14 protein-coding genes, 1 tRNA gene and 2 pseudogenes are annotated in these 19,777 nt (G+C 69.5%); 5 read left to right on the forward strand and 12 right to left on the reverse strand.

Annotated elements, in window-relative coordinates:
- The first annotated feature begins 189 nt into the window (after positions 1–189).
- Complete coding sequence (locus tag UW392_RS18415; protein WP_414496350.1) at positions 190–1,848, forward strand: aldehyde dehydrogenase family protein; 1,659 nt, start codon at positions 190–192, stop codon at positions 1,846–1,848.
- Between the two features lie 206 nt (positions 1,849–2,054).
- Positions 2,055–2,139 (forward strand) — tRNA-Leu (locus tag UW392_RS18420).
- Here the strand turns inward: UW392_RS18420 and UW392_RS18425 are convergent.
- The 3 genes and pseudogenes from UW392_RS18425 to UW392_RS18435 all read right to left on the reverse strand — a co-directional run bounded on the left by UW392_RS18425 (position 2,104) and on the right by UW392_RS18435 (position 5,284).
- On the reverse strand, positions 2,104–3,441 hold the full coding sequence (locus UW392_RS18425; RefSeq protein ID WP_320776128.1) for a recombinase family protein: 1,338 nt from the start codon (positions 3,439–3,441) through the stop codon (positions 2,104–2,106). The two genes, UW392_RS18420 and UW392_RS18425, sit on opposite strands and share 36 nt — an antisense overlap.
- Before the next feature lie 168 nt (positions 3,442–3,609).
- Positions 3,610–3,966: pseudogene (locus UW392_RS18430) on the reverse strand (IS3 family transposase); the annotation flags it as partial.
- A 592-nt stretch (positions 3,967–4,558) separates the two neighbouring features.
- On the reverse strand, positions 4,559–5,284 hold the full coding sequence (locus UW392_RS18435) for a glycoside hydrolase family 11 protein (RefSeq protein ID WP_320776113.1): 726 nt from the start codon (positions 5,282–5,284) through the stop codon (positions 4,559–4,561).
- A 394-nt stretch (positions 5,285–5,678) separates the two neighbouring features.
- Between UW392_RS18435 and UW392_RS18440 the strand changes: the two genes are divergently transcribed.
- Together UW392_RS18440 and UW392_RS18445 are read left to right on the forward strand one after the other, a co-directional pair.
- On the forward strand, positions 5,679–5,840 hold the full coding sequence (locus UW392_RS18440) for a hypothetical protein (RefSeq protein WP_320776114.1): 162 nt from the start codon (positions 5,679–5,681) through the stop codon (positions 5,838–5,840).
- A gap of 150 nt (positions 5,841–5,990) precedes the next feature.
- Positions 5,991–6,086: pseudogene (locus tag UW392_RS18445) on the forward strand (toxin-antitoxin system HicB family antitoxin); the annotation flags it as partial.
- 144 nt (positions 6,087–6,230) lie between these two features.
- Here the strand turns inward: UW392_RS18445 and UW392_RS18450 are convergent.
- The 9 genes from UW392_RS18450 to UW392_RS18490 all read right to left on the reverse strand — a co-directional run bounded on the left by UW392_RS18450 (position 6,231) and on the right by UW392_RS18490 (position 14,384).
- Positions 6,231–7,256 (reverse strand): T3SS effector HopA1 family protein, encoded by a 1,026-nt coding sequence (locus UW392_RS18450; protein WP_320776115.1) that lies wholly within the window; start codon positions 7,254–7,256, stop codon positions 6,231–6,233.
- Entirely contained in the window at positions 7,253–8,425 is a 1,173-nt protein-coding gene (gene lxmK, locus UW392_RS18455) for a class V lanthionine synthetase subunit LxmK (protein ID WP_320776116.1), read from the reverse strand. The genes UW392_RS18450 and lxmK overlap by 4 nt, the downstream gene beginning before the upstream one ends.
- 4 nt (positions 8,426–8,429) lie before the next feature.
- Positions 8,430–9,800, reverse strand: coding sequence for a M16 family metallopeptidase (locus tag UW392_RS18460; protein WP_320776117.1), 1,371 nt, complete (start codon positions 9,798–9,800; stop codon positions 8,430–8,432).
- Complete coding sequence (locus tag UW392_RS18465; protein ID WP_320776118.1) at positions 9,797–11,110, reverse strand: pitrilysin family protein; 1,314 nt, start codon at positions 11,108–11,110, stop codon at positions 9,797–9,799. Before UW392_RS18465 ends, UW392_RS18460 begins: the two co-directional genes overlap by 4 nt.
- Before the next feature lie 10 nt (positions 11,111–11,120).
- Positions 11,121–11,963: an SDR family NAD(P)-dependent oxidoreductase gene (locus UW392_RS18470; RefSeq protein ID WP_320776119.1), complete on the reverse strand. Its 843-nt coding sequence runs from the start codon at positions 11,961–11,963 to the stop codon at positions 11,121–11,123.
- 78 nt (positions 11,964–12,041) lie between these two features.
- A complete protein-coding gene (locus tag UW392_RS18475) occupies positions 12,042–12,188 on the reverse strand; it encodes an LxmA leader domain family RiPP (RefSeq protein WP_320776120.1) in 147 nt (48 codons plus the stop codon).
- A gap of 291 nt (positions 12,189–12,479) precedes the next feature.
- On the reverse strand, positions 12,480–13,397 hold the full coding sequence (locus UW392_RS18480) for a hypothetical protein (protein ID WP_320776121.1): 918 nt from the start codon (positions 13,395–13,397) through the stop codon (positions 12,480–12,482).
- A complete protein-coding gene (locus UW392_RS18485; RefSeq protein ID WP_320776122.1) occupies positions 13,360–14,004 on the reverse strand; it encodes a flavoprotein in 645 nt (214 codons plus the stop codon). Before UW392_RS18485 ends, UW392_RS18480 begins: the two co-directional genes overlap by 38 nt.
- The gene (locus tag UW392_RS18490) at positions 14,001–14,384 is read right to left on the reverse strand and encodes a nuclear transport factor 2 family protein (RefSeq protein WP_320776123.1); all 384 of its coding nucleotides are present in this window, start codon (positions 14,382–14,384) and stop codon (positions 14,001–14,003) included. The genes UW392_RS18485 and UW392_RS18490 overlap by 4 nt, the downstream gene beginning before the upstream one ends.
- Before the next feature lie 1,491 nt (positions 14,385–15,875).
- On the opposite strand from UW392_RS18490, the gene UW392_RS18495 reads away from it, so the two are divergent.
- Entirely contained in the window at positions 15,876–18,722 is a 2,847-nt protein-coding gene (locus UW392_RS18495; RefSeq protein WP_320776124.1) for an AfsR/SARP family transcriptional regulator, read from the forward strand.
- Positions 18,723–19,777 lie beyond the last annotated feature (1,055 nt).

Consider the following 19,777-nt stretch of genomic DNA (forward strand, 5'->3'; position numbering starts at 1 on the left):
AGCTCCACCGGTACGCGAGGCGCGCCATGCGCCGTACGAACACCCCCAACCGTGCACGCCCGCCCCTCTGTACCGTGCACGCCCCTCCTGTGCCATGCCCAACCCCAGGTGCGTCATGTACGCGATGTACGCGCCCTCCGAGCCATGCACGACCCGCCCCCGACTGTGCACCGAGAGCGGAGCAACCGAATGGCATCAACGGCTCCATCGTCATCAACGACTTCATCGGCTCCATCGACAGCGACGGCAACAACATCTGCACCGGTTTCACCGGAAGCAACGGCACCCGTGCCTTCGACCCCCACCCCCACCCTCACCCCCACCCTCAAGTCCGGAACCTCCTGGTCACACGCCTGGCAACGCTGTCTCGCCGTCGCCCCCGAGGCCTTCCGGGACGACCGCGTCCTCAACCTCTGGGGTGCGGCCTGGCAGGCGGACGGCCGCGCCCTGCCCGCGACGACCCCCGTCGACGGCAGCCCCATCGCCGGCCCGCCCCGCCTCGACGGCGCCACCGCCCACCAAGCCGTACGCGCCGCACTGGACCAGCACCGCGCTTGGCGCCACATCCCCCTCCCCGAACGCCGCGCCCGCGTAGCAGCCACCCTCGACGCCCTGGCTCAGCACAGGGAACTCCTCGCCCTGCTCCTGGTCTGGGAGATCGGCAAGCCCTGGCGCCTGGCGCAGGCCGACGTGGACCGCGCCATCGAAGGCGTGCGCTGGTACGTGGACGGCATCAACACCATGATCGAGGGCCGCTCCCCACTCGACGGCCCGGTCTCCAACATCGCGAGCTGGAACTATCCGATGAGCGTGCTCGTACACGCCATGTTGGTGCAAGCCCTGGCGGGCAACGCGGTCATCGCCAAGACCCCGACCGACGGCGGTGTCGCCTGCCTCACCCTGGCCTGTGCGCTGGCCGTACGCGAGGGCATCCCCGTCACCCTGGTGAGCGGCAGCGGCGGCGAGCTCTCGGAAGCGCTGGTCCGAGCCCCCGAGATCGGCTGTGTCTCCTTCGTCGGCGGCCGCGACACCGGCGCCGCCGTGGCCACGGCAGTAGCCGACCTCGGCAAACGCCACATCCTCGAACAGGAGGGCCTCAACACCTGGGGCATCTGGAACTACACGGACTGGGAAGCACTCACAGCGGTCATCCCCGCACTCTTCGACTACGGCAAGCAGCGCTGCACGGCGTACCCGCGCTTCGTCGTCCAGCGCACCCTGTTCGACGAGTTCCTGGCGGCGTACCTCCCGGCGGTGCGCACCCTCAGGACCGGCCACCCGCTCGCCGTCGACCACCCGGACGCCCCCTACCCCCAGCTGGACTTCGGCCCGGTCATCAACGCCGCCAAGGCCAAGGAACTGGCCGACCAGGTGACCGAGGCCATCGACCGCGGCGCGATCCCCCTCCACCGCGGCAAGCCGACGGAGGCCCGCTTCCTCCCCGGCCAGGACACGGCGGCGTACGTCCAGCCGGTCACCCTCCTCAACCCGCCCCCCTCCTCCCCCCTTCACCACGCCGAACCGTTCGGCCCGGTCGACACGATCGTCCTGGTCGACACGGAGGCGGAACTGCTGGCCGCCATGAACGCGTCCAACGGCGCCCTCGTCGCCACCCTCTCCACGGACGACCGGGCGACCTACACCCGTCTCGCCCCCCAGATCCGCGCCTTCAAGGTCGGCCACGGCCGCCCCCGCTCCCGCGGCGACCGCGAGGAACTGTTCGGCGGCTTCGGCGCCTCCTGGCGCGGCGCCTTCGTCGGCGGCGACCTCCTCGTCCGCGCGGTCACCCAGGGCCCGACAGGCGAACGGCTGCCGGGCAACTTCCCGGAGTACCAGCTGACACCCTGACCCGACCGACACCCCGGCACACCGGGCCCCCACCACGACACGGAAAGCAGCCGGTCGCGCACCCGCGGTAAGGGTGCGCAACCGCTGTCCGCGGGCCCTTCACGGCCCGGCCACGGCACGGAAACGCAGGTGAAAGGCGCTGCGAAACCTTGGTATGGTTGTCCATGTCGCCGCGGGGAAGCCCCCGGCCAGGCGGCAGACACCTAGTCCGGGTGGCGGAATGGCAGACGCGCTAGCTTGAGGTGCTAGTGCCCTTTATCGGGCGTGGGGGTTCAAGTCCCCCCTCGGACACTCGCACTCGCTGTAGCGATACGCGGACAAGGACCGCGACCTGACGGTCGCGGTCCTTGTTTCGTTCTGGTACGTGATCTCAATCCCGAGGGCTTCGTAGAGCGGGCCTTTCTTCGCGGCGTCGGCCGTGTGGATGCGCTGTGCGATGTCACCTAGGCTTTCAGTGAGCTCGCGGATCTGCTGGGCGGTGAGCGGGGATTCCTTCTTGCGGGTGACGGCGGGGAGCGCGTCCAGCTTCTCCTGCGCCGTCTGCTTGTCCTTGTGCGCGTCGTTGATCCACTGGGTGACGACGGCGGGGTCGGCGCCGGCTTCGAGGGCGGCCTGGTAGCGGGCGAACCGGCGCTCGCAGTCCTTGAGCGCTTGGCGCGCTTGGGCCTGCTCGGGCGTCTGGGCGTCGGCGGTGCTTGCTGCGGCGCTGGCGAGGCTGAGGGCTTTGATGGTGGCGGCGAGCCGGTTGGGTTCGAAGGCCCGGGCGATCCACTGATCGAGTGCGCGGCATACGACGTCCTCGCGCAGGTAGACGGTGCGCGGGTGGTCGGGGGCGCTGTTCCGCGCCTCTTCCTCCTTGTACTCGCACCGGTGGTACACCGTCTTGCGGATGGCGGCCGCGTGCATTTTCCGTCCGCACAGTGAGCACCGCACCCGTCCGTGTAGGACGTAGGGCCGCCCACCTTCCCTCCTGGCCCGTTCCTGGCGTTGGTGGTTGTGGGCCCGCTGCTTGCGCGCGGCCTGGGCGGCGTCGAAGAGCTCGGTGGTGATGAGTGCTTCGTGGGCGGGCTCGTTGGAGTAGAGCCATTGGTCGGCGGGGTCGTGGGTCAGGTAGGTCTGGTGGCCGAGGGTGACGTCGTCGACGTCGAGGAGGCGTTCCTCCTTGCGCTGCTTGTTCCACACCTCGTAGCCGGTGTAGCGCGGGTTGAGGAGGATGGCGCGCACGGCGCCCGCCTGCCAAGCGGTCTTCTTCCGGTGGGGGTTGCGGGCCGCGTCGTGGGCGGACGGGCAGGGAATGCCATCCCGAGTGAGCTGGAGGGCGATGGACCGGCTGCTGAGGCCGTCGACGTACAACCGGAAGCTTCTCTGTACGACGGGCGCGGCGACGGGGTCGGGCTCGAGCGTGTGGATCTGCTGGCCGGCGGCAGCCTTAGCCGGGTTGGGGTGGGAACCGGCGTCGGCGATCCGGTAGCCGTAGGGCGGCCGTCCGCCCAGGTAGCGGCCTTGGAGCTGGACCTGGGAGCTCATAGCGGTCCGCACCCGAATCTTGATGCGGTTGCGCTCGCCCTTGCTCATGCCGCCGAAGACGGACATGACCACGTCGTGAGCCTCGTTGTCGGGGTCGATGGGCCCACCGACCTCTGTCACCCACAACGGGACGCGAAAGTGCACGAAGATTGGGAAGGTGTTGTCGAACTGGGCGCCGTAGAGAATGCGTTGCGGCTCTCCAATCACAACTGCGTCGAATGCGCGGTTCGGGTTGAGGGCGTCCAAGACCGTCTCCTTCACGGTGGCCGCGGACCAGCCGACGATCCGGCGGGAGAAAGTGTCCACGACGAAGGCGACGTAGACGACACCTGCCCAGGTCTTCACGTGGGTGAAGTCCGCGACCCAGCACCGGTTCGGGGCGCCGGCGACGAAGTCGCGGTCGACGAGGTCCGGGGCCCGATCGACATGCCCGCCGGGCAGCGTGGTGATCACACGCCGGCCGCGGACGGCGCCGGTGATGCCGAGCTCGCGCATCAGCCGCTCGACGGTGCAGCGGGCCACCGCGTGGCCCTGCCGGTTCAGCTCCCGCCAGATCTTTCTCGCCCCGTAGGCACGGTAGTTGGCCTCGAAGGGTGCCCCTTGTCCCGTCGGCCCGTGACCGGGCCGAAAAGACGGTCTGGCTACCCGGGTATTCCAGGTTGCAACGTCTCGAGTCCTCGTTGTCCCGTGGATCGGCCTCCCGGGGATCGGGCTCGGCGATCCCCCGAGGACGAGGACAGGAGCCTCGTCGAGAAGCGGCGGGCGCCCTGGGGATGGCGGCTGGGTCCACTTCTGTTTGAGCAGTCGTTGGTGCCGGGCGAGCGCGGCCAGAGCGCCCGGTCCGACCGACTGAGCTTCGGAGCGAGCGGGGACCTGTCGCCGCAGCAGGGCTACTTCGTGCCGCAGGGTGAGTATTTCGACGTTCTTCGCTGCGGTGGATCTGCACAGCAGGGCCGGCCACGCGAAGACCCGCGTCGTGAGCGGGTAGATCATGCGTGTAAGCACGGTCCTGACCATGCCGGGTCGGCGCGTTGCCTCAGGGCGGCATGGGTGAGGCGATTATGGAGCACTACGGGGATGTCGCCGATCGCTGTGTGGAGGTCGGCCACGGTGGCGAGTTCGCCACGGCTGCGGAATCCGCCACGAGGACGGAGTCCGCAGCCGGTTGTCCGCCGGACAGAGGTCAGCCGCTGACCGTGATGTTCGAGCTTCCGCTGCTCTGGTACCCCTCGGTGGCCATGATCAAGTAGTACCTGAACTGGCCCATGTTCATGCCCGCGCGTGCCCAGGCGTCGAAGTGGTTGCCTGTGGTGATAGTTCCAGAGCCGCTGGTCACCTTCGACTGCCGGACGCTCCAGTACTGGTCGAAGGTGCGGGTGCCCTCGACGGAGGGGGCGTTGTACCGCGTCGTCTTGTAGATGTCGTACGTGCCGCCGTCGCTGTAGACGGTGCCCCTGTACTCGCCGGTGGGCCGGTAGCTGCCCCAGTTGTCGACGATATAGTACTCCACCAGCGGGTTCGACGTCCAGCCGTAGAGGCAGCCGTAGCCGTTGCCCGACGGGTTGAAGTAGCCGGTGTAGCGGACCGTCCTGCGCCCACCGGTGTTCCAGCCCTTGCCGGCGACGAAGTTGCCGCAGTTGGTCCACCGGGTGCTGTAACTGCCGCCGCCGTTGAGCGTCATGGAGACGGAGCCGCCGCCGTCGGTCCAGAACGAGTAGTACATGCCGTCGTAGCCGGTCTGGTTGGTGGTGATGGTGGTGGCGGCGTGGGCGGTGCCGGGTAGCAGCAGTCCGGACGCGGTGGCGAGCGCGACGGTGCCGGCGCCGCCGAGGAAGCCTCGTCGGCTCAAGCCGCTGAAGGGAGCGGGGTTCTGCTGAGTCTGGTCCTGCTGCGTGCCGTCCTGCTGCATGCGTCCTCCCGATGAAGGCTGGTGGGGGTCGGGCGGCTTCCGCTGCCCGCGGCCTTGCATGGAACACGGCGGGGGTCGCCCGACGTCGTGCCGCAACGACCGACCGCCATCCCCGGTCACACGACGCGAGGGGAACGACAGTCTCCTGTCTTCCGGTGGCCATAGTTTTCGAAAAGCGCCATGAGCCTGTCAACACTTTCGACATTCTTTCGGAAACTTCTCCTTAACCAGAAGAGGTTTGGCGAGTGCGGCTTCCCCTGGTCAAACCGCTTCTCACGCGAACCGTCGTGAGAGGCGGAATGCGTCATGGAAGGAACGTTACGCAAGCATGTGCGCCACGTTCGAAACTTTCGATCGGGCGTGGACGCGACCGCGGCGGCCTCACCGGAAACGAGTGCGCGCGAACGGCCTGGCCTGGGCCGCCGCGTACGACGCAGCGGAGTCCCCGACCGTCACCTACGTCGAGGTGCGGTGCCGCGCGCGGCCCCTCGAATCCGTCGGCCTCGCCCTGACGGACGCCTCGGCTCCCTCGACCGCGGGGCGGCGACCGGGATGAGCGAGCCGCCACCCGTCACCGGCTTCAGCGGATGACCCAGGACAGTGCCATTACCTTCCGCTGCGACCTGGCCCGCCCTCTCGCGGGGCGCTCGCTGGATCCGTACCCGCGCTGTACGCCCTGCTGTACGGTCGGGGCATATCGAAGTCAGTGACGATCCGGGTCCCCGAAAACCTCCATGCCCGGCTGCAGGAGCGGGCCGAGACCGAGGGCACCACGGTCACCGCACTCATCACCGAGGCCGCACGCAACGCGGTCCGCGACCCCCGCCTCGACAGTGCCGCGGAGGTCTGGCTGACCGCCAGGAAGAGCCCGAGGCCAAATGGCTGTGCAAGCATGTCGGAGCAGTACGCGGTCGAGGGTGTCGCAGACCAGGGTGAAGCCCTGCTCCTACTCGTCGTGGTGGGACGGAGAGTGCCTCACGCCGCGATGCGGTTCGGGCAGGCTCGCGTGAGGTGTGAGCGGATACGGATCCGCCGTCAGGTTGTGCGCGGGGCAGCCGGGGTCGACCCCGGCTGCGACAAGAGCGGTGGCCACGGCCTCATGGCGGTCGGAAGAGCCGTGGCCCGCGGCGTGAGCGAGGAGGCCGTCCGTGACCGCGGCGGCACGGTGCTGACCGAAGCTCATGCCTCTCATGAAGGGCCGTCCGTCGGAGGGTTCCCACGCCGCGGCGGCGCCGGGGGCCAGTCGCCTGGCGAACACCGAGACGTCGTCCGCCAGGCAGCCGGTGCCCGCCGCGGCCCGCGCCAGGGCCTGGGCGCGTGTCCAGGCGTCCGCAAGTAGATAGACCACCAAGGCGTCACGGCGGGGGTGGAGCCAGGGCGAGGAGCAGACTTTCGCACGGTAGGGGGTCCGGTCGTGTTCCAAGTCCTCGAGTACGGTGCGCCATACCTCGACGGCACTCTCCGCGGAGTGCGGATGGAGGTACACACGCAGGACAGCGTCCGTGCCGGTGAGCGGACGGGTTCCGTCGGCCAGGAAGAAACCGGGTGAGAGAGCCGGCCGGGCGGCGTCCACGCGGATGTCCACCTGCTGGTGGGGGTGGCTGGGTGGCATGGGCTCGACGTGTGCCGCTGGGACGTCGATCCGCAGCCCGGCGTGCTGCACCGTGAGGGTGCCGTCGGCCGCCCGGTGCAGTACGCGGGCCACGACGGTGGTACTGCGATGGGGCATCGCGGCGGCCAGTCGCTGCTCGAAGGCCGGGTCGCGGAGCGTGCGGGGACGGCTTCGCGGAGTCTCCCGGCCGGTGTGCCAGGCTTCGTACAGGGCAGCTGACAGCCGGTGCCGCAGAGCGTGAGGAGTGTCGGCCGTCAGCTGGCGGGCTCCTACTGTCGCACTGGTGAGATCGGGCGACACGGTCACCTCTTCCAGTGCGGCGCGCAGCCCGTCCGGCAGGGTTCCGGCAGCGGCGTTCATGAGCGGGCCTCCAGACCGAGTGCGGCGCAGAACTCGCCGGGGGACAGGACCGCGGTGCGTCCGATACCCGCGGCCGCGCGTTCGGCCGCGCGTATCTGCGGGCGTTCATGGGCTCCGGCGAGGAAACGGTCGAGAAGATGCCAGCCGGCGAAGGCGGTGGCGCGCGAGACCAGGCCGGGCTCGGCGGTGCCGGCGACGGCACGGTAACCGGCCCAGAACTGCCGCGTCATCGGCCGTACTTCTTCCAGTGCCTGTACGCCGGTGGCCAACACGTCGCGGTGCGAGGCGGTTCCGGTGGTGAAGGGCAGCACTCCCATTCTGCCGGGCACCTGGATCACCGCACGGTACAGCCATTCACCGGCGAAGGCGCCGATGTCTCGGGCCGGGTCGGCTTTCCTGAACTCCTCCCAGTCCGTGAGCAGCAGTGCGGAACCGTCGTACAGGAACTGGTCCAGACGCAGGTCGCAGTGGGCGGGGACCGGGCGCGCCGCCCGTTCCTGGCGACGCAGGCCGCGCAGTGCCTCGATCAGCGGCCCGTCGTTCTGCAGCAGCCGCCACGCCTCGAGCTCCGCCCCGCTGGCCCTGCTGAACGACTGCAGCGGCAGGGCGTTCAGCAGTTCGGTCGGAGGGAGCGGAGGAGCGCTGCCGTCCAGGTGGCCGGGTGCCTGAAGACGGTGGAGTTCGGCTAATGCCTGTCCGGCCCGGTGCGCCAGCTCCGGTGTGAAGTCCCCGCCTTCGGCCAACTCCGCCCCGGTGCGGGCGCTTGCCACCCGCTCATAGACGACGAGCCGTGTGGGTTCGTCCCAGCCGAGCAGGCGAGGAGTGGTCAGGGCGCGCACGGTGTCCGTGGCGGTGATGCAGCGCTCGAAGGAGATCAGGCGCCGCAGCCGCTGCGCCGATCCTTCCGGCGCTCCTCCGAGTTGCTTGACGAAGACGGCGACGCCCTGGGTGGTGGTGCCCAGCCAGTTCTCGTTGCGGCCGGGCAGCGACGAGATGGTGGCGGTGTCGAAGCCGCCCAGCCCCAGCCGGGTGAGCAGTCGTGTGACCTCCGGAACCCGGCTGAGATCGCTGGGCAGGACGCGCTGGGCTGCCGCGGAGGGCTCGGGGCCGAGCTGCGAGGGAAGGGCGGTACGGGCCTTGCCGGACCCGTGGGAGTCTGTCTGCTGCACGTTCTCACACGCCTTCGGTGATCAGTGGCGGGCCGGGACGGGACGCCTGCGCAAGATCAGGCAGGCAGGCGGGGTCGCCGACGACGACCCCGGTGAAACGGTCGGGGGCGAAGTACCGGGCGGCGGCGTCGGCGACCTCGCGGGGAGTGACGTCGTCCAGGCGCTGCGGGTGGGCGGCGATCCAGCCGGGCGAGGCGTCTGCGGCCAGCAGGTCGGCCAGCAGGGAGGCGAAGGACGCCTGGGAGGACAGAGCGGTGAGCATCGAGCCCACCAGATACGCGCGTGCGGCGTCACACTCCGCGGCGGTGGGGGAAGCGCAGCGCATACGCGCCAGTTCCCGGCACATCCGCTCCAGGGTGGTCGCGGTGCGGTCGGTACGGGTGGCGGCCTGAGCGACGAGGAGCGGCCGGCCACCCGGGTGGACGACCCCGGACTGGGCGAGGTAGGCCGCTCCGTGCCGGTCCCGCAGGGACTGGGAGAGCCGTGAGGAGATCGCCCCGCCGAACGCGGTGTTGGCGATGTCGAGGGAGGGGTACGCGGGCGACATCGGAGACACCGCCGGGGCTGCCAGGACGATGTGGCTCTGGTGCGCGCCGGGCAGAGGGATGAAGCGCAGGCCGTGAGGCCGGACCAGGTCATGGGGCCGGGGCAGTGGGTCGGCCGGAGCCTGCGCCTGCCAACCGGCCCAGGAGGACGCCACCGAGGCGATGGCGTCATCGGGTTCGATGTCACCGACCAGGACCAGGACGGAGCCGCGGGAGGTGAGAGCGGCGCTGGTCCACACCGCGAGGGAGGTTGGCGTGACAGCAGCGGTGTGCTGGGCGGCTTCGTGCCGTCCCCGCCCCGACGACTCGCCGAGACAGTGGCGGAAAAGGGCCTCCGCCGCCCGTACGCGAGGGTCGGCGGCGAGGACCGCGCACTGGGCGTTCACGCGATGGCGGGCCCGTTCCACGGCCTGCTCGGTGAGCGAGGGGCCGGTGAGTTCCCCGGCGACGAGGTCGAGGAGTTCGCCGAGGCGGTCCGTCAGACCGTATGCCGTGATGGCCAGGCAGTCCATGCCGCGGACGGCTCCGACGCGTCCGCTGTGCACGTGGCGGCTGGTGCCGTAGCGCCGACGCGGTCCGTCCGTGTCCGGCGCGAAGAGCAGGGTGGCGGCCAGCTCCGCCAGCGCCTGTTGCTGTGGGGTGTCGGCGATGTGCGGGATGCGCAGCCGCAGTTCCACCATGGGCGCCGAGGGAGTGCGCACGGCTACGATCCGCAGCCCGCTGGGCAGGGTGACGTCCCTGAAGGGCGGGAAGCGGTGATCGGCGCGCGGCCCGGAGGCGGGCAGGGAGCGGGCACAGCGGCAGGAGAGGCGGTCGTGGAGGCAGGTCACCGGACCGGCTCCCCGGCTGAGGTGCCCGCGGGCACCAGCAGCAGCACGGCCGGCGGCGCGGTGCACAGGCTGCTCGCCGCCGAGGCCACCTCCGCGACGGTGATGCTGCCCAGCATCCGGATGATGTCGTGCAGGAGTTCGGCTCGCCCGTGAAGCACCTCGTGTGCCCCGAGAGCCTTCGTAAGCTGGAGAAGGTCGTCGGTGCGCCGGTGGATGGCGGTCAGCGTGCGCGTGCGTGCTGTCGCCAGCTCTTCGGGGTCCGGCCCCTCGGCGGCCAGCTCGGCGAGTTCCTCCTCCAGGATCCGCTGCACTGCTTCGGGTGGCGTGGCCGGGTCGTGCACCGTGCTCACGCTGAGCAGGTCGGGGGTGAGGGCGTCGAAGGGCGCGAACAGCCCGCATCCGGCGCGCGTCGACTCCGCGGCGACGGCGTCGGCGGCCAACCGCCGGGGCAGCCGGGCCGACGGCCCGTCCCCGAGCATGTGGGACACGAGCAGATGGGCGAGATATCCGGCGGGGTCCTCGCCGGGACCGCGCAGACGGTAACCGACCGCGACGGCCGGCAGCGGCGCGTGTCTGTCCTCGTACCGGACCGTGCGCTGCCGGGACGGCGAGGGCTCGTCGAGCGAGCGAGCGGCAGGGCACGGCCGGGTCGGTATGTGCTCGAAGTGGTGCAGCACCCGGTCGAGTGCGTGCACCGGGTCGAACCCGCCCGCCACGGTGAGCACCGCGTTGCCGGGAGCGTAGTAGGCGTCGAAGAACGAGCGGCAGTCCTCGGTTCCGGCCCTGTCCAGGTCGGCGAACTCGCCGTAGCCCTCATGGGTGTTGTGCGCCGCGCGGTAGAGCGCGGCGGGAAGGCGCAGCCAGGGGAATCCTCCGTAGGGCCGGTCGAGGATGTTGAGGCGGATCTCTTCCTTCACCACGTCGATCTGTGTGCGGAGGTGCTCGGCGGTGATGAGGGGGGCACGCATGCGGTCGGCCTCCAGGAAGAGGATCCGGTCCAGCGCTTCGGCAGGGGCGATCTGGTGGAACTCGGTGTAGTCCTGGTGCGTCGAGCCGTTGCTGACGCCGCCCGACTCCTGGACGGCGCGGGCGTGCTGCCCGGGGGCTACACACTCGCTGCCCTGGAACATGAGGTGCTCGAACAGATGGGCGAAGCCGGTGCGCTCCGCGGGTTCGGACCGGAACCCGACGCGGTAATGGACGGTGACGGCCACCAGAGGGATCGCCGGACGCGGGCAGAGAACGACGCGCAGCCCGTTGGAGAGCGTATGACGGTGGAGGTCGGCGTACAGCGCCGTGGGAGACGACATGGGGCACCTGTCAGACGAGCGGGCCGAGGAGACCCGAATGGTCGCGGAGGAGTTCTTCGGTGACCTTTCGCAGCGCCCGGCGCCGCGCCGGGTCGGTCACGGCCTCATGCGGGTCCGCGGGCGTGGTTCCGTCGAAGTACTGCCCGGTGACGTCCGCCGTTGCCTCACCGCACACCAGCCGGAGCACCGCGTCGGCGCCCTCCTGCACGGTCGAGCGGGGAGGGGTGCCGATCTCGCGCACCATGGGGGTGTCCATGAAGCTGGCCGGGTGCAGGCAGTTGGCGGTGACCTGCCTGGGTTCGAGCTCCTCCGCCAGATCCATGGTGAAGGACGCGAGTGCCAGCTTGGCGCGACCATAGGCGACCCAGCCGTGGTAGAGGCGCGTCATCGTCAGATCGTCGAAGTCGATGTCCAGCTGGGCGGCGGATCCGACGTTGACCACTCGTGCCGGAGCCGCGGCACACAACAGGGGCAGCAGCGACCGGGTGAGCAGGTACGGCGCCAGGTAGTCCACGGCGAACCGCAGCTCATGCCCGTCCCGGCTCAGCTCACGTACGGCGCCCTCGCTGCCCGGTCCGACTCCCGCGTTGTTGATGAGCACATCGAGTCGGGGATGCCGGGCGGTGACGTGCTCGGCGAGCGTTGCCACCTCCCGCAGCGAGGAGAGGTCGGCCACGTGGGGCTCGACGGCGAGCCCCTGCCCGCCGAGCCGGTCCGCGAGTGCGTGCACCTTGCGGTGGTCACGTCCGTGCAGGAGAACGAGGAAGCCGTCGGACGCCAGTGTTTCGGCGAGTCGCTGGCCGAGACCCGCGGTCGCTCCGGTCACCAGCACGACGGGACGTGCAGCAGTCATGTCACTCCAGGAAGCTCGATGGGAAAGCGCGGGTGCCGGCCGGAAGGGCCGGCACCCGCGCTCAGGACACGATCGGGATCAGCAGCCGTCGCGGAATGTGAGGTAGATGACGAGGGTGGTGAGGACCGCCGGGGAGGAAGCCGGCGCTTCGGCCTCGGGGCTGTAGGCCAGCTCCTCCGGGGTGGTGTAGGCGTCATAACCTTCGATCAGCTTTTCTGCGTTCACGGTATTCCTTCCGGTGGAATCTGATGATGGTGTCCCGTTGCCCTCCCCGCGTTTCATCGGGATGTGGACGGGACGAGGAGATTTCTATCCCGCCGCGGTGTTGTACGAGACGCTCTGAAATACGCCGGTACAACACCGGACAACCGCCACGGCATGCACGGGCATCACGCACAACGAGCGGGTCTCGCCCCATAGGAGAAAGGAGCGGGACCCGTGGCGAAGAAGGTGCGGCACCGTACAACCGGTGCGCCGGCCGAGACGGCGCAAGGCGTGGCTCGGCCGCGAAGCACATCACGGCAGGACCTGGGTTCCCTCCGCGTCCACCACATCCGCCAGCAGCCGGGTGTGCGAACGTAATTGTGGTACGAGATGGGCCGCGAAACTGCTGATGTCGAGACCATGGGAGAGCATTCGCAGAGCGGAGACACGGCCGACGCGGTGGTCCGGTGGAATCCCGTAACCAGCGACGAGCTCCCACGCCGAGACACCGAGATCAGCGGCCACTTCCGGCCGGCCCTGTCCGGCAAGGACAAGGCGCACCTCCATCAGTTCACCCAGCAGCCAACCGAGATCGAACCAGCGATCACCCAGGCACAGTCCCTCCCCCGTGAGCAACTGCGGGCGGTGATCCGCCGCCAGCACCGTCGTGCCCATGCCGACACTCCCGTGCAGGACGACCGAGTCCTCGTTCACCTCGCTCAGGGCGGCGCACCACTGCGACAGCCGGCTCAGCCGACGCTTCCCGAGGGCCGACCGTAACTGCCCCCGATACAGGCCCGACAGCCCCGGGCCGTGCCCGGACCGCAGCCACTCGGCCAGCCGGGCCGGTCCCAGCGGTCCCCGTGGCAGGGCCGGGTCGCACGGCAGGGCGTGCAGGGAACGAAGACCACGGCCGAGGTCGCGGAAGACGGTGGCCCGGCCCTCAGGGGAATCCAGGAGCAGGCGCGTGCCACGGACCGGATACTCCGCCGTACGCCCCTCCCAGCGGGGAAGAACGAACTGCACCGCCGCATGGGGAAGATGTACAGAGGCCGGTACGGCGCCGACCGCCCGCAGGACGGCCGATCCCGCGGCGAACGTGCGCCGCCACCGGACCCTCCCCCCGTCCGTGGCGAAGACCTCGGTGCGTACCGCATCGGTGCCGAACGCCCGCACCGGTGCCGGAACGGCCTCACCCATCCCCGCCGCCCCCCGGCCGAAGTCGCGCACGCAGCGCCTCCACACGTGCCAGCAGCGCGGGAAGGGGCTCGGCGACAGCGGCGTCGAGACGACCGGTGGTGGCACTGTGCCCGGGAACAGTCGGCGCGACCACTATGTTCGGCCGCCGCGCCAGCCGTTTGAGCTGCTCACGCACCAGCGGATTGTCCAGAGCTCCGGGAGGCAGTGACGGAGCCACACCGATCACCGCACGCGTGCACTGGAGCGCGAGCAGGGACGGTGTGTCGGCCAGTCCGTGGGCCAACCGCGCGACGAAGTGCAGGGTGGCCGGGTGTACCGCGACCGCGTCGGCCCACTCGGCGAGCTCGACGTGCAGGGCGCCGACGCGGCTGTGGCCGGTCCATGTGTCACGGTGCACCGTGGTACCGGAAACCGCGCTGAGAGCCAATGGGGAGACGAAGCGTTCGGCACTGCGGGTCAGCAGGATGCGCAGCTCGACGTCCGGATAGGACTGGCGCAGCCAGCTGGCCCAGAAAGGAAGATGCGCGACCCCGAGAGCGCCACTGCCCACGAGCAGCAGACGGGCGGCGCTGAGTTCCGGGGACGGAAGACCCGCAGAAGAGGGTGCTGCGGCCGCGTCACCGGGATCACCGCTCACCGTCCGTCCTTCCCTGCGGAGGGTTGCTGCTCCGGTTCAGCCGCCAGCATCTCGATCCGGTCGATGAGGCCGTCGCGGACGCGGTAGGCGATCAGCGCTCGCAGCGCGACGGGCGCCGGACCGGTGAGGCGCTCGTCATCCACGACCCACTCACCGAGAACCAGACGTGCCCGCACCTCGGCCTCGACACGCTGCGTCGCGAACTGAGGCGCATACAGATCCCGGAGGCCGTCCAGCCCCTCGGTGGCCGGCGCTCCACCGTTGCGCAGCTCCACGCCGGCGGCGAAGCAGGCCACGAAGGCTTCCAGGTCCCGATGGTTGTACGCGGCCAGCTGCGCGTCGATCACGCGCGCTGCCGCGGATGCAGGTTGAGTGGCCACGAGTTCTCCTCACGACGGTGAGACCGGCAGTGGTCGGCCGGACCGGTGGTCCGGGCACGGCAGCCCGGCCACTGGGCCGGACCGCGACGGTCCGGCCCAGCTTCGCCGCATGGAGGGGCACAGTCTTCCTGTACGGGTTGTCACGTTAAAACCTTTGTTACCGGACAATTTCGTCGTCTCACCGCCGCAGGAAAGGAGCACGGGAACGTAGCAGCTCCGGCATCCTCGAGCCGATCAGTGCCCCGACGGACACGGCCAGCAGGAGCTTCAGTGAGGGAGCCAAAGGCTCCAGGCCGCGCGCTTCGCCCGGCTCCCGGACCGTCCGAAGTCGGCGCGCGGCACCTGTGGGAGCCGGGGTAGTCCGCTCCGTAGGGCCGACGCCTCCTTCGCTCGCGCAGTCGCCCTGTCCCTGAGGTGCTTCACCCGGCTGCGTCTTGAGCTCTTCCTCGGCCAGCGTGGCGGAGAGTGTGCGCCAGCGCCGCTCCCAGGCCTCGAGGTCCCCGTCACACGTCCGTACGTATGCCAGGGTGACCGCCAACGAGGGCAACGCGAGTCCTCTGGCGGCTTCGGCGAGAGTGGTGACTGAATAGTGAGCTCTCTCCGAGAGAGCCCGGTAGGGGGGCCTGCCCGCCTTGTTGCGCAGGCATCGCAGGTCGTGCGCGAATCGCTGGATCTCTCCGGCGTACGGGTCCACGGGGCGTTCGGGACGGGCCATCTCTGCTGTTCCTCGCTTCCTGAAGATCAACGACCGAACTGCGCTCATGGGTCCGCAGGCGAGTCCGGACAGCACTGAGCGTGTAGAAGACCTGGCTGATGACGACCGAGCTCTCCGGGCGCGTGTCCGGTGACCACGCGGTGATGGTTTCCCGTCAAAGCAGCCGATCTGCGCCCCACACCGGTCCTGGCCGCCGGCCGGACGGCGAAGGGTGGGCGCTTCGACCCGGGCCGCGATTTATTCGGACGGGCAACGAATTTCTCGGCTGCCGCAGCTCCCGGACGAGATGTGAAGGCGACGCGGCGCTGCGGGGAGCCCCCGGCATGCTGCGGTGAGAACGTTCGTGGCCGACCGAGGTGTGAGTCCCGTGGTGATCCGGCCTGTCGTTCACCGGAACGGATGCGCATTCTCGCCTTACGCACCGCACGGGTGCATTCCCTTATGCAGTCGTCCTTCCCATGGACAAGAACAACGCCGCTTCCCGTGCCGGCTGCGATGGACGTTGCGGGCACTGCCTGGACGGGTCCCGCCACAAGGCTCGGTCCGACCGTGCTTCCAGGGGCGGGGGCGAGTCGTACGGCGATCTCGCGGGTGCACATGGGTATCCCCCTTCGGCAGCGAGGTCGAGCCCCGGCGGCCCGGGCTCCGCACCTGCTTGGCCAGATGGCACCACCTTGTGCGGCTGACCGTGCTCAAACCTTGAAAAAAGCTTGAACCAGCTGTTCAGAGCTGCTTCCGCTGGTTTTAGGATTACGCCCGGGGTGGTTGATGTGGGTATGGAGTTCCGTGTCCTGGGCGCAGTTGAGGTTCAGGTAGACGGCCAATGGCTGGATCCGGGACCCGCACGTCAGCAGTACGTACTGGCGGCGCTGTTGTGCGAAGCCAACCACGTGGTGACGATGGACCAACTCATCGACCGGGTCTGGGGAGAACGGGCTCCGCAACGAGCCCGGTCGACGGTGTACAGCTATGTCTCCAGGCTGCGTAGCGCGTTACAGAGTGTGTCCGAGGAAGCGCGGATCACACAGCGGTCTGGAGGCTATGAGCTGACCGTCACACCCTCAGCCATCGACTTGCACCGTTTCCGGGACCGCGCTGTCAGGGCTCGGACCAGCGCACGCGATGGAGACGAGGACGAGGCCGCGCTCCTGTTCGAGAAGGCCCTCGCGCTCTGGCGAGGTGACCCGTGCTCCGGCATGGACACCCCCTATTTCAACACCCAGCGTGAGACGCTGCACGTGGAACGGCTCGCCGCTGTGCTGGACTGGGGCGAGCTCCAATTACGTCGTGGGCTTCACGCCGAGCTGCTGACCATGCTGCCCGCCCATGCCGAGAGCCACCCCCTGGACGAGCGGCTCGCAGCCCAGCTGATGCTCGCCCTCTACCGTGGTGGACGTTCCGCCGACGCTCTCAACCGGTACCAGGAGGTACGTCGCCGTCTCGCTGACGAGTTGGGCATCGATCCGCGTCCCCAACTGCAGAAGCTGTACCAGCAGATCCTGGACTCCGATCCGAGGCTCGCGGCCCGAGGCACGGAGCTGAGGCCTGCGCGTACCGCCGCCCCTCATCCTGGACACCTTCCCGCTCCCTCACCGCTGTTCACGGGACGCGTGCGTGATCTGGCGCGGCTGGACGAGCTGCTGGCTCCGCAGAGCACATCGGTCAGCGACGCTGTGCCCATAGCGGTGGTCTGTGGAACGGGAGGCATCGGCAAGACCTGGCTGGCGTTGCGCTGGGCGCATGACCAGCACAGGCACTTTCCCGATGGTCAGTTGTACGCCGATCTGAGGGGCTTCACTCCCTCCGGTGAACCGTTGGACCCGTACGCGGTCATGCGGGGTCTGCTTGAGGCTCTCGGTGTCGACCCGGGAGATCTGCCCACTACTCAGCAGGCCCAGGCCGCGCTGTACCGAAGCCGCACGGCGGGTCGGCGACTGCTTCTCGTGCTCGACAACGCCCGCGACACCGACCAGGTGGTGCCACTGCTGCCCGGCGGCTCCACCTGTACGGTACTGATCACCAGCCGCCACCAGCTATCCGGATTGGCCGCCTCGCACGGCGCCGGCTGGCTCGCCCTGGACTCGCTCGACGGCCCTGAAGCGCGTGACCTGCTCGTCCGCCGCCTTGGCGCCGACCGGCTCGCCGCGGAACCCGCCGCGACGGCGGAACTCCTCCGCCACTGCGCCGGTCTTCCACTGGCCATCGGCGTTCTCGCCGCCCGCGTCACCACGAACCCGGTGCTCACTCTCGCTGCCCTGGCTGCCGAACTTCGCGACACCGCGACCCGGCTCGACGCCCTGAACACCGGCGAGGCGGCCAGTGACGTGCGTACCGTTTTCACCTCGTCCTACCTCGCCCTCGATCCCGATTCCGCCCGGGTGTTCCGGCAACTCGCCCAGGCGCCCGGTGGCGACATCGGTCTGTCCGCTGCCGTCAGCCTGTCTGCCCTGCCGTCCGCCCGGCTGCGCACGAGGCTGCGTCGGCTTCAGGCCTACCACTTGGTTCAAGAACGCGCCCCTGGCCGCTTCACCTGCCACGACCTGCTGCGCTCGTATGCCCTGGAACTGGCGGATACCGCCGCGCCCGTCGAGGAAGCGGACGAGGCACTCACCCGCGTACTCGACCACTACGCGCATACGGCCTACGCGGCCGACCGGCTCCTGCTTCCCCACCGCGACCCACTCCGGCCGACCACGGCGGAGAACGGCACACAACCAGAGCATCTCACCACACACGACCAGGCCATGGCATGGTTCGCAGCCGAGTACACCGTGCTGACGGCGACCGTCGACCAGGCCGCACGTGCTGGACACAACGCCCAGGCATGGCGGCTGGCGTGGGCAATCACTACCTTCCTGACTCGTCAGGGTCGTTGGGCCGACGTCACCGCAGTGCACACCACGGCACTTGCCGCCGCTGTCCGCCTCGGGGACCCGGCCGCCCAGGCGGAATCCCACCGCGCGCTTGCCTGGGCCTGTACCGAGACCGGCCGCTTCGCCGAAGCCCACCGCGAACTGACCCGTGCGCTGGCCCTCTCCGAGACGAGCGGCAACCTCCTCGCGGCCGCCCACACCCACCTCGCCCTGGGCTGGCTGTACGAACGCCAAGACGACAGACCCGCTGCTTTGCGGCACGACCAGCGCGCCGTCGACCTGTTCACCTCACTCGGTAATTCACCGGGACAGGCCCGCGCGCTGAACGCGGTGGCCTGGGACCACGCCCGGCTCGGGAACTGCACCGAGTCGGTACGCCACTGCCACGAAGCGCTGGCCATCCAGGGTGAACTGGACGACGCACGTGGACAAGCCGGCACCTGGGACACCCTCGGATATGCGTACCACCAGCTCGGCGCCCACACGAAGGCCCTCGACTGCTACGAGCACAGCCTGAAACTCAACCGTGCACTGCGTCACCGATACAACGAGGCCGAAACCCTCGTGCACCTCGGCCAGACCCACCGGGCATTGGGGGCTCTCGCCGCAGCCCGGGAAGCCTTTGGCCAAGCCCTCGGCATCTACCTCGACATTCATGCCCCCGACCCGGACATCGACCAGGCGCGCACACTCCTGCGGGAACTCGACATACCGCTGAAGAGCCTTCCGCTGTCGGACCAAGAGGCTTGATCGGTCGAACAGGTCCTGTGAGGGCAGGGAGAACGTTGCTGTAGGCGAGGGTGGCTGTGCAGCGGGGCCGGCCGCATCGTGGCGTGATGTGCCGAGCAGGGACGCGATGATGCGGTCCGAGTCGAAAGCGAGCGCAACCACGCGTCCCCGCCGGGCGAGACGGGCGGTGCAGGCCCTGGGATCAGTGCCGGAGGCCGGGCGCGACACCGTGATGCCGGCCGACGGTCCGCAGGTGTACGGCTCGGAGATCGCTCGCATCATTGAGCCGGAGAGGTCCTCGCGCGACCACGACCGTATCGTCAGTGCCCGACTCCGACCTCGGACACAGCCGTTGACGATACGGAGACGAGGGCCTCGACCTCGGCTATGTGGATGCGCTGCGCAATGTCTCCGAGGTTCTCGGTGATTGCCTGAATCTGCTGGGCGGTGAGCGGGGCCGAGGCGAAACGCCTGCGCCTCCTCCTTGAACTCGCACCGGTGGTAGACGGTGTGGCGGATGGTGGCGCCCTGCATCTTCCGCCCGCACGGCGCGCACCGCACCCGGCCACGCAGGGTGTAGGGGCGGGCGCCCTGCTTGCCTGCGCGTTCCTGCTGCCGGCGATGCGGTAGCCGTAGGGCGGCCGTCCATCCAGATAGCGGCCGCGCAGCTCGACCTGGGCGCTCATGACGGTGCGACTCGGATCTCGACGCGGTTGCTTTCGCCCTTGCTCATGCCGCCGAAGACAGAGGAGACAGAGAAGACAGAGAAGACAGACATGACCAGGTCGTGGGCCTCGTCGTCGGGGTCGATGGGCCCGCCCACCTCCGGCACCCGCGACAACAAGCCCAACGGACTGTCTGGTGAGCGGGGATCCGAGCCGGTGTGATGTCCAGTTCCTCTTCGCAGAGCGGTCGCTCTGTCCGCGTCAGCAGCGAGGTACTGACTTCGGCTCGTCAGGGTGATCTTTGCCAACGTGCCTGATAGATCCGAGGCGCGGGCTGTATCTCGTGTTGTGTGAGATACGCGGATGGGGGCGGGCTGACCGCTGCGGGGCGCCGGCGCCGGGAGGCCGTAC

The organism is Streptomyces sp. CRN 30 (assembly GCF_034105845.1).

Coding starts and splice junctions, on each gene's coding strand:
- UW392_RS18415 (WP_414496350.1), top strand. CDS start 190: ATGGCATCAACGGCTCCATCGTCATCAACGACTTCATCGGCTCCATCG.
- UW392_RS18425 (WP_320776128.1), bottom strand. CDS start 3,441: ATGTCCGTCTTCGGCGGCATGAGCAAGGGCGAGCGCAACCGCATCAAG.
- UW392_RS18435 (WP_320776113.1), bottom strand. CDS start 5,284: ATGCAGCAGGACGGCACGCAGCAGGACCAGACTCAGCAGAACCCCGCT.
- UW392_RS18450 (WP_320776115.1), bottom strand. CDS start 7,256: ATGAACGCCGCTGCCGGAACCCTGCCGGACGGGCTGCGCGCCGCACTG.
- UW392_RS18465 (WP_320776118.1), bottom strand. CDS start 11,110: ATGTCGTCTCCCACGGCGCTGTACGCCGACCTCCACCGTCATACGCTC.
- UW392_RS18470 (WP_320776119.1), bottom strand. CDS start 11,963: ATGACTGCTGCACGTCCCGTCGTGCTGGTGACCGGAGCGACCGCGGGT.
- UW392_RS18495 (WP_320776124.1), top strand. CDS start 15,876: ATGGAGTTCCGTGTCCTGGGCGCAGTTGAGGTTCAGGTAGACGGCCAA.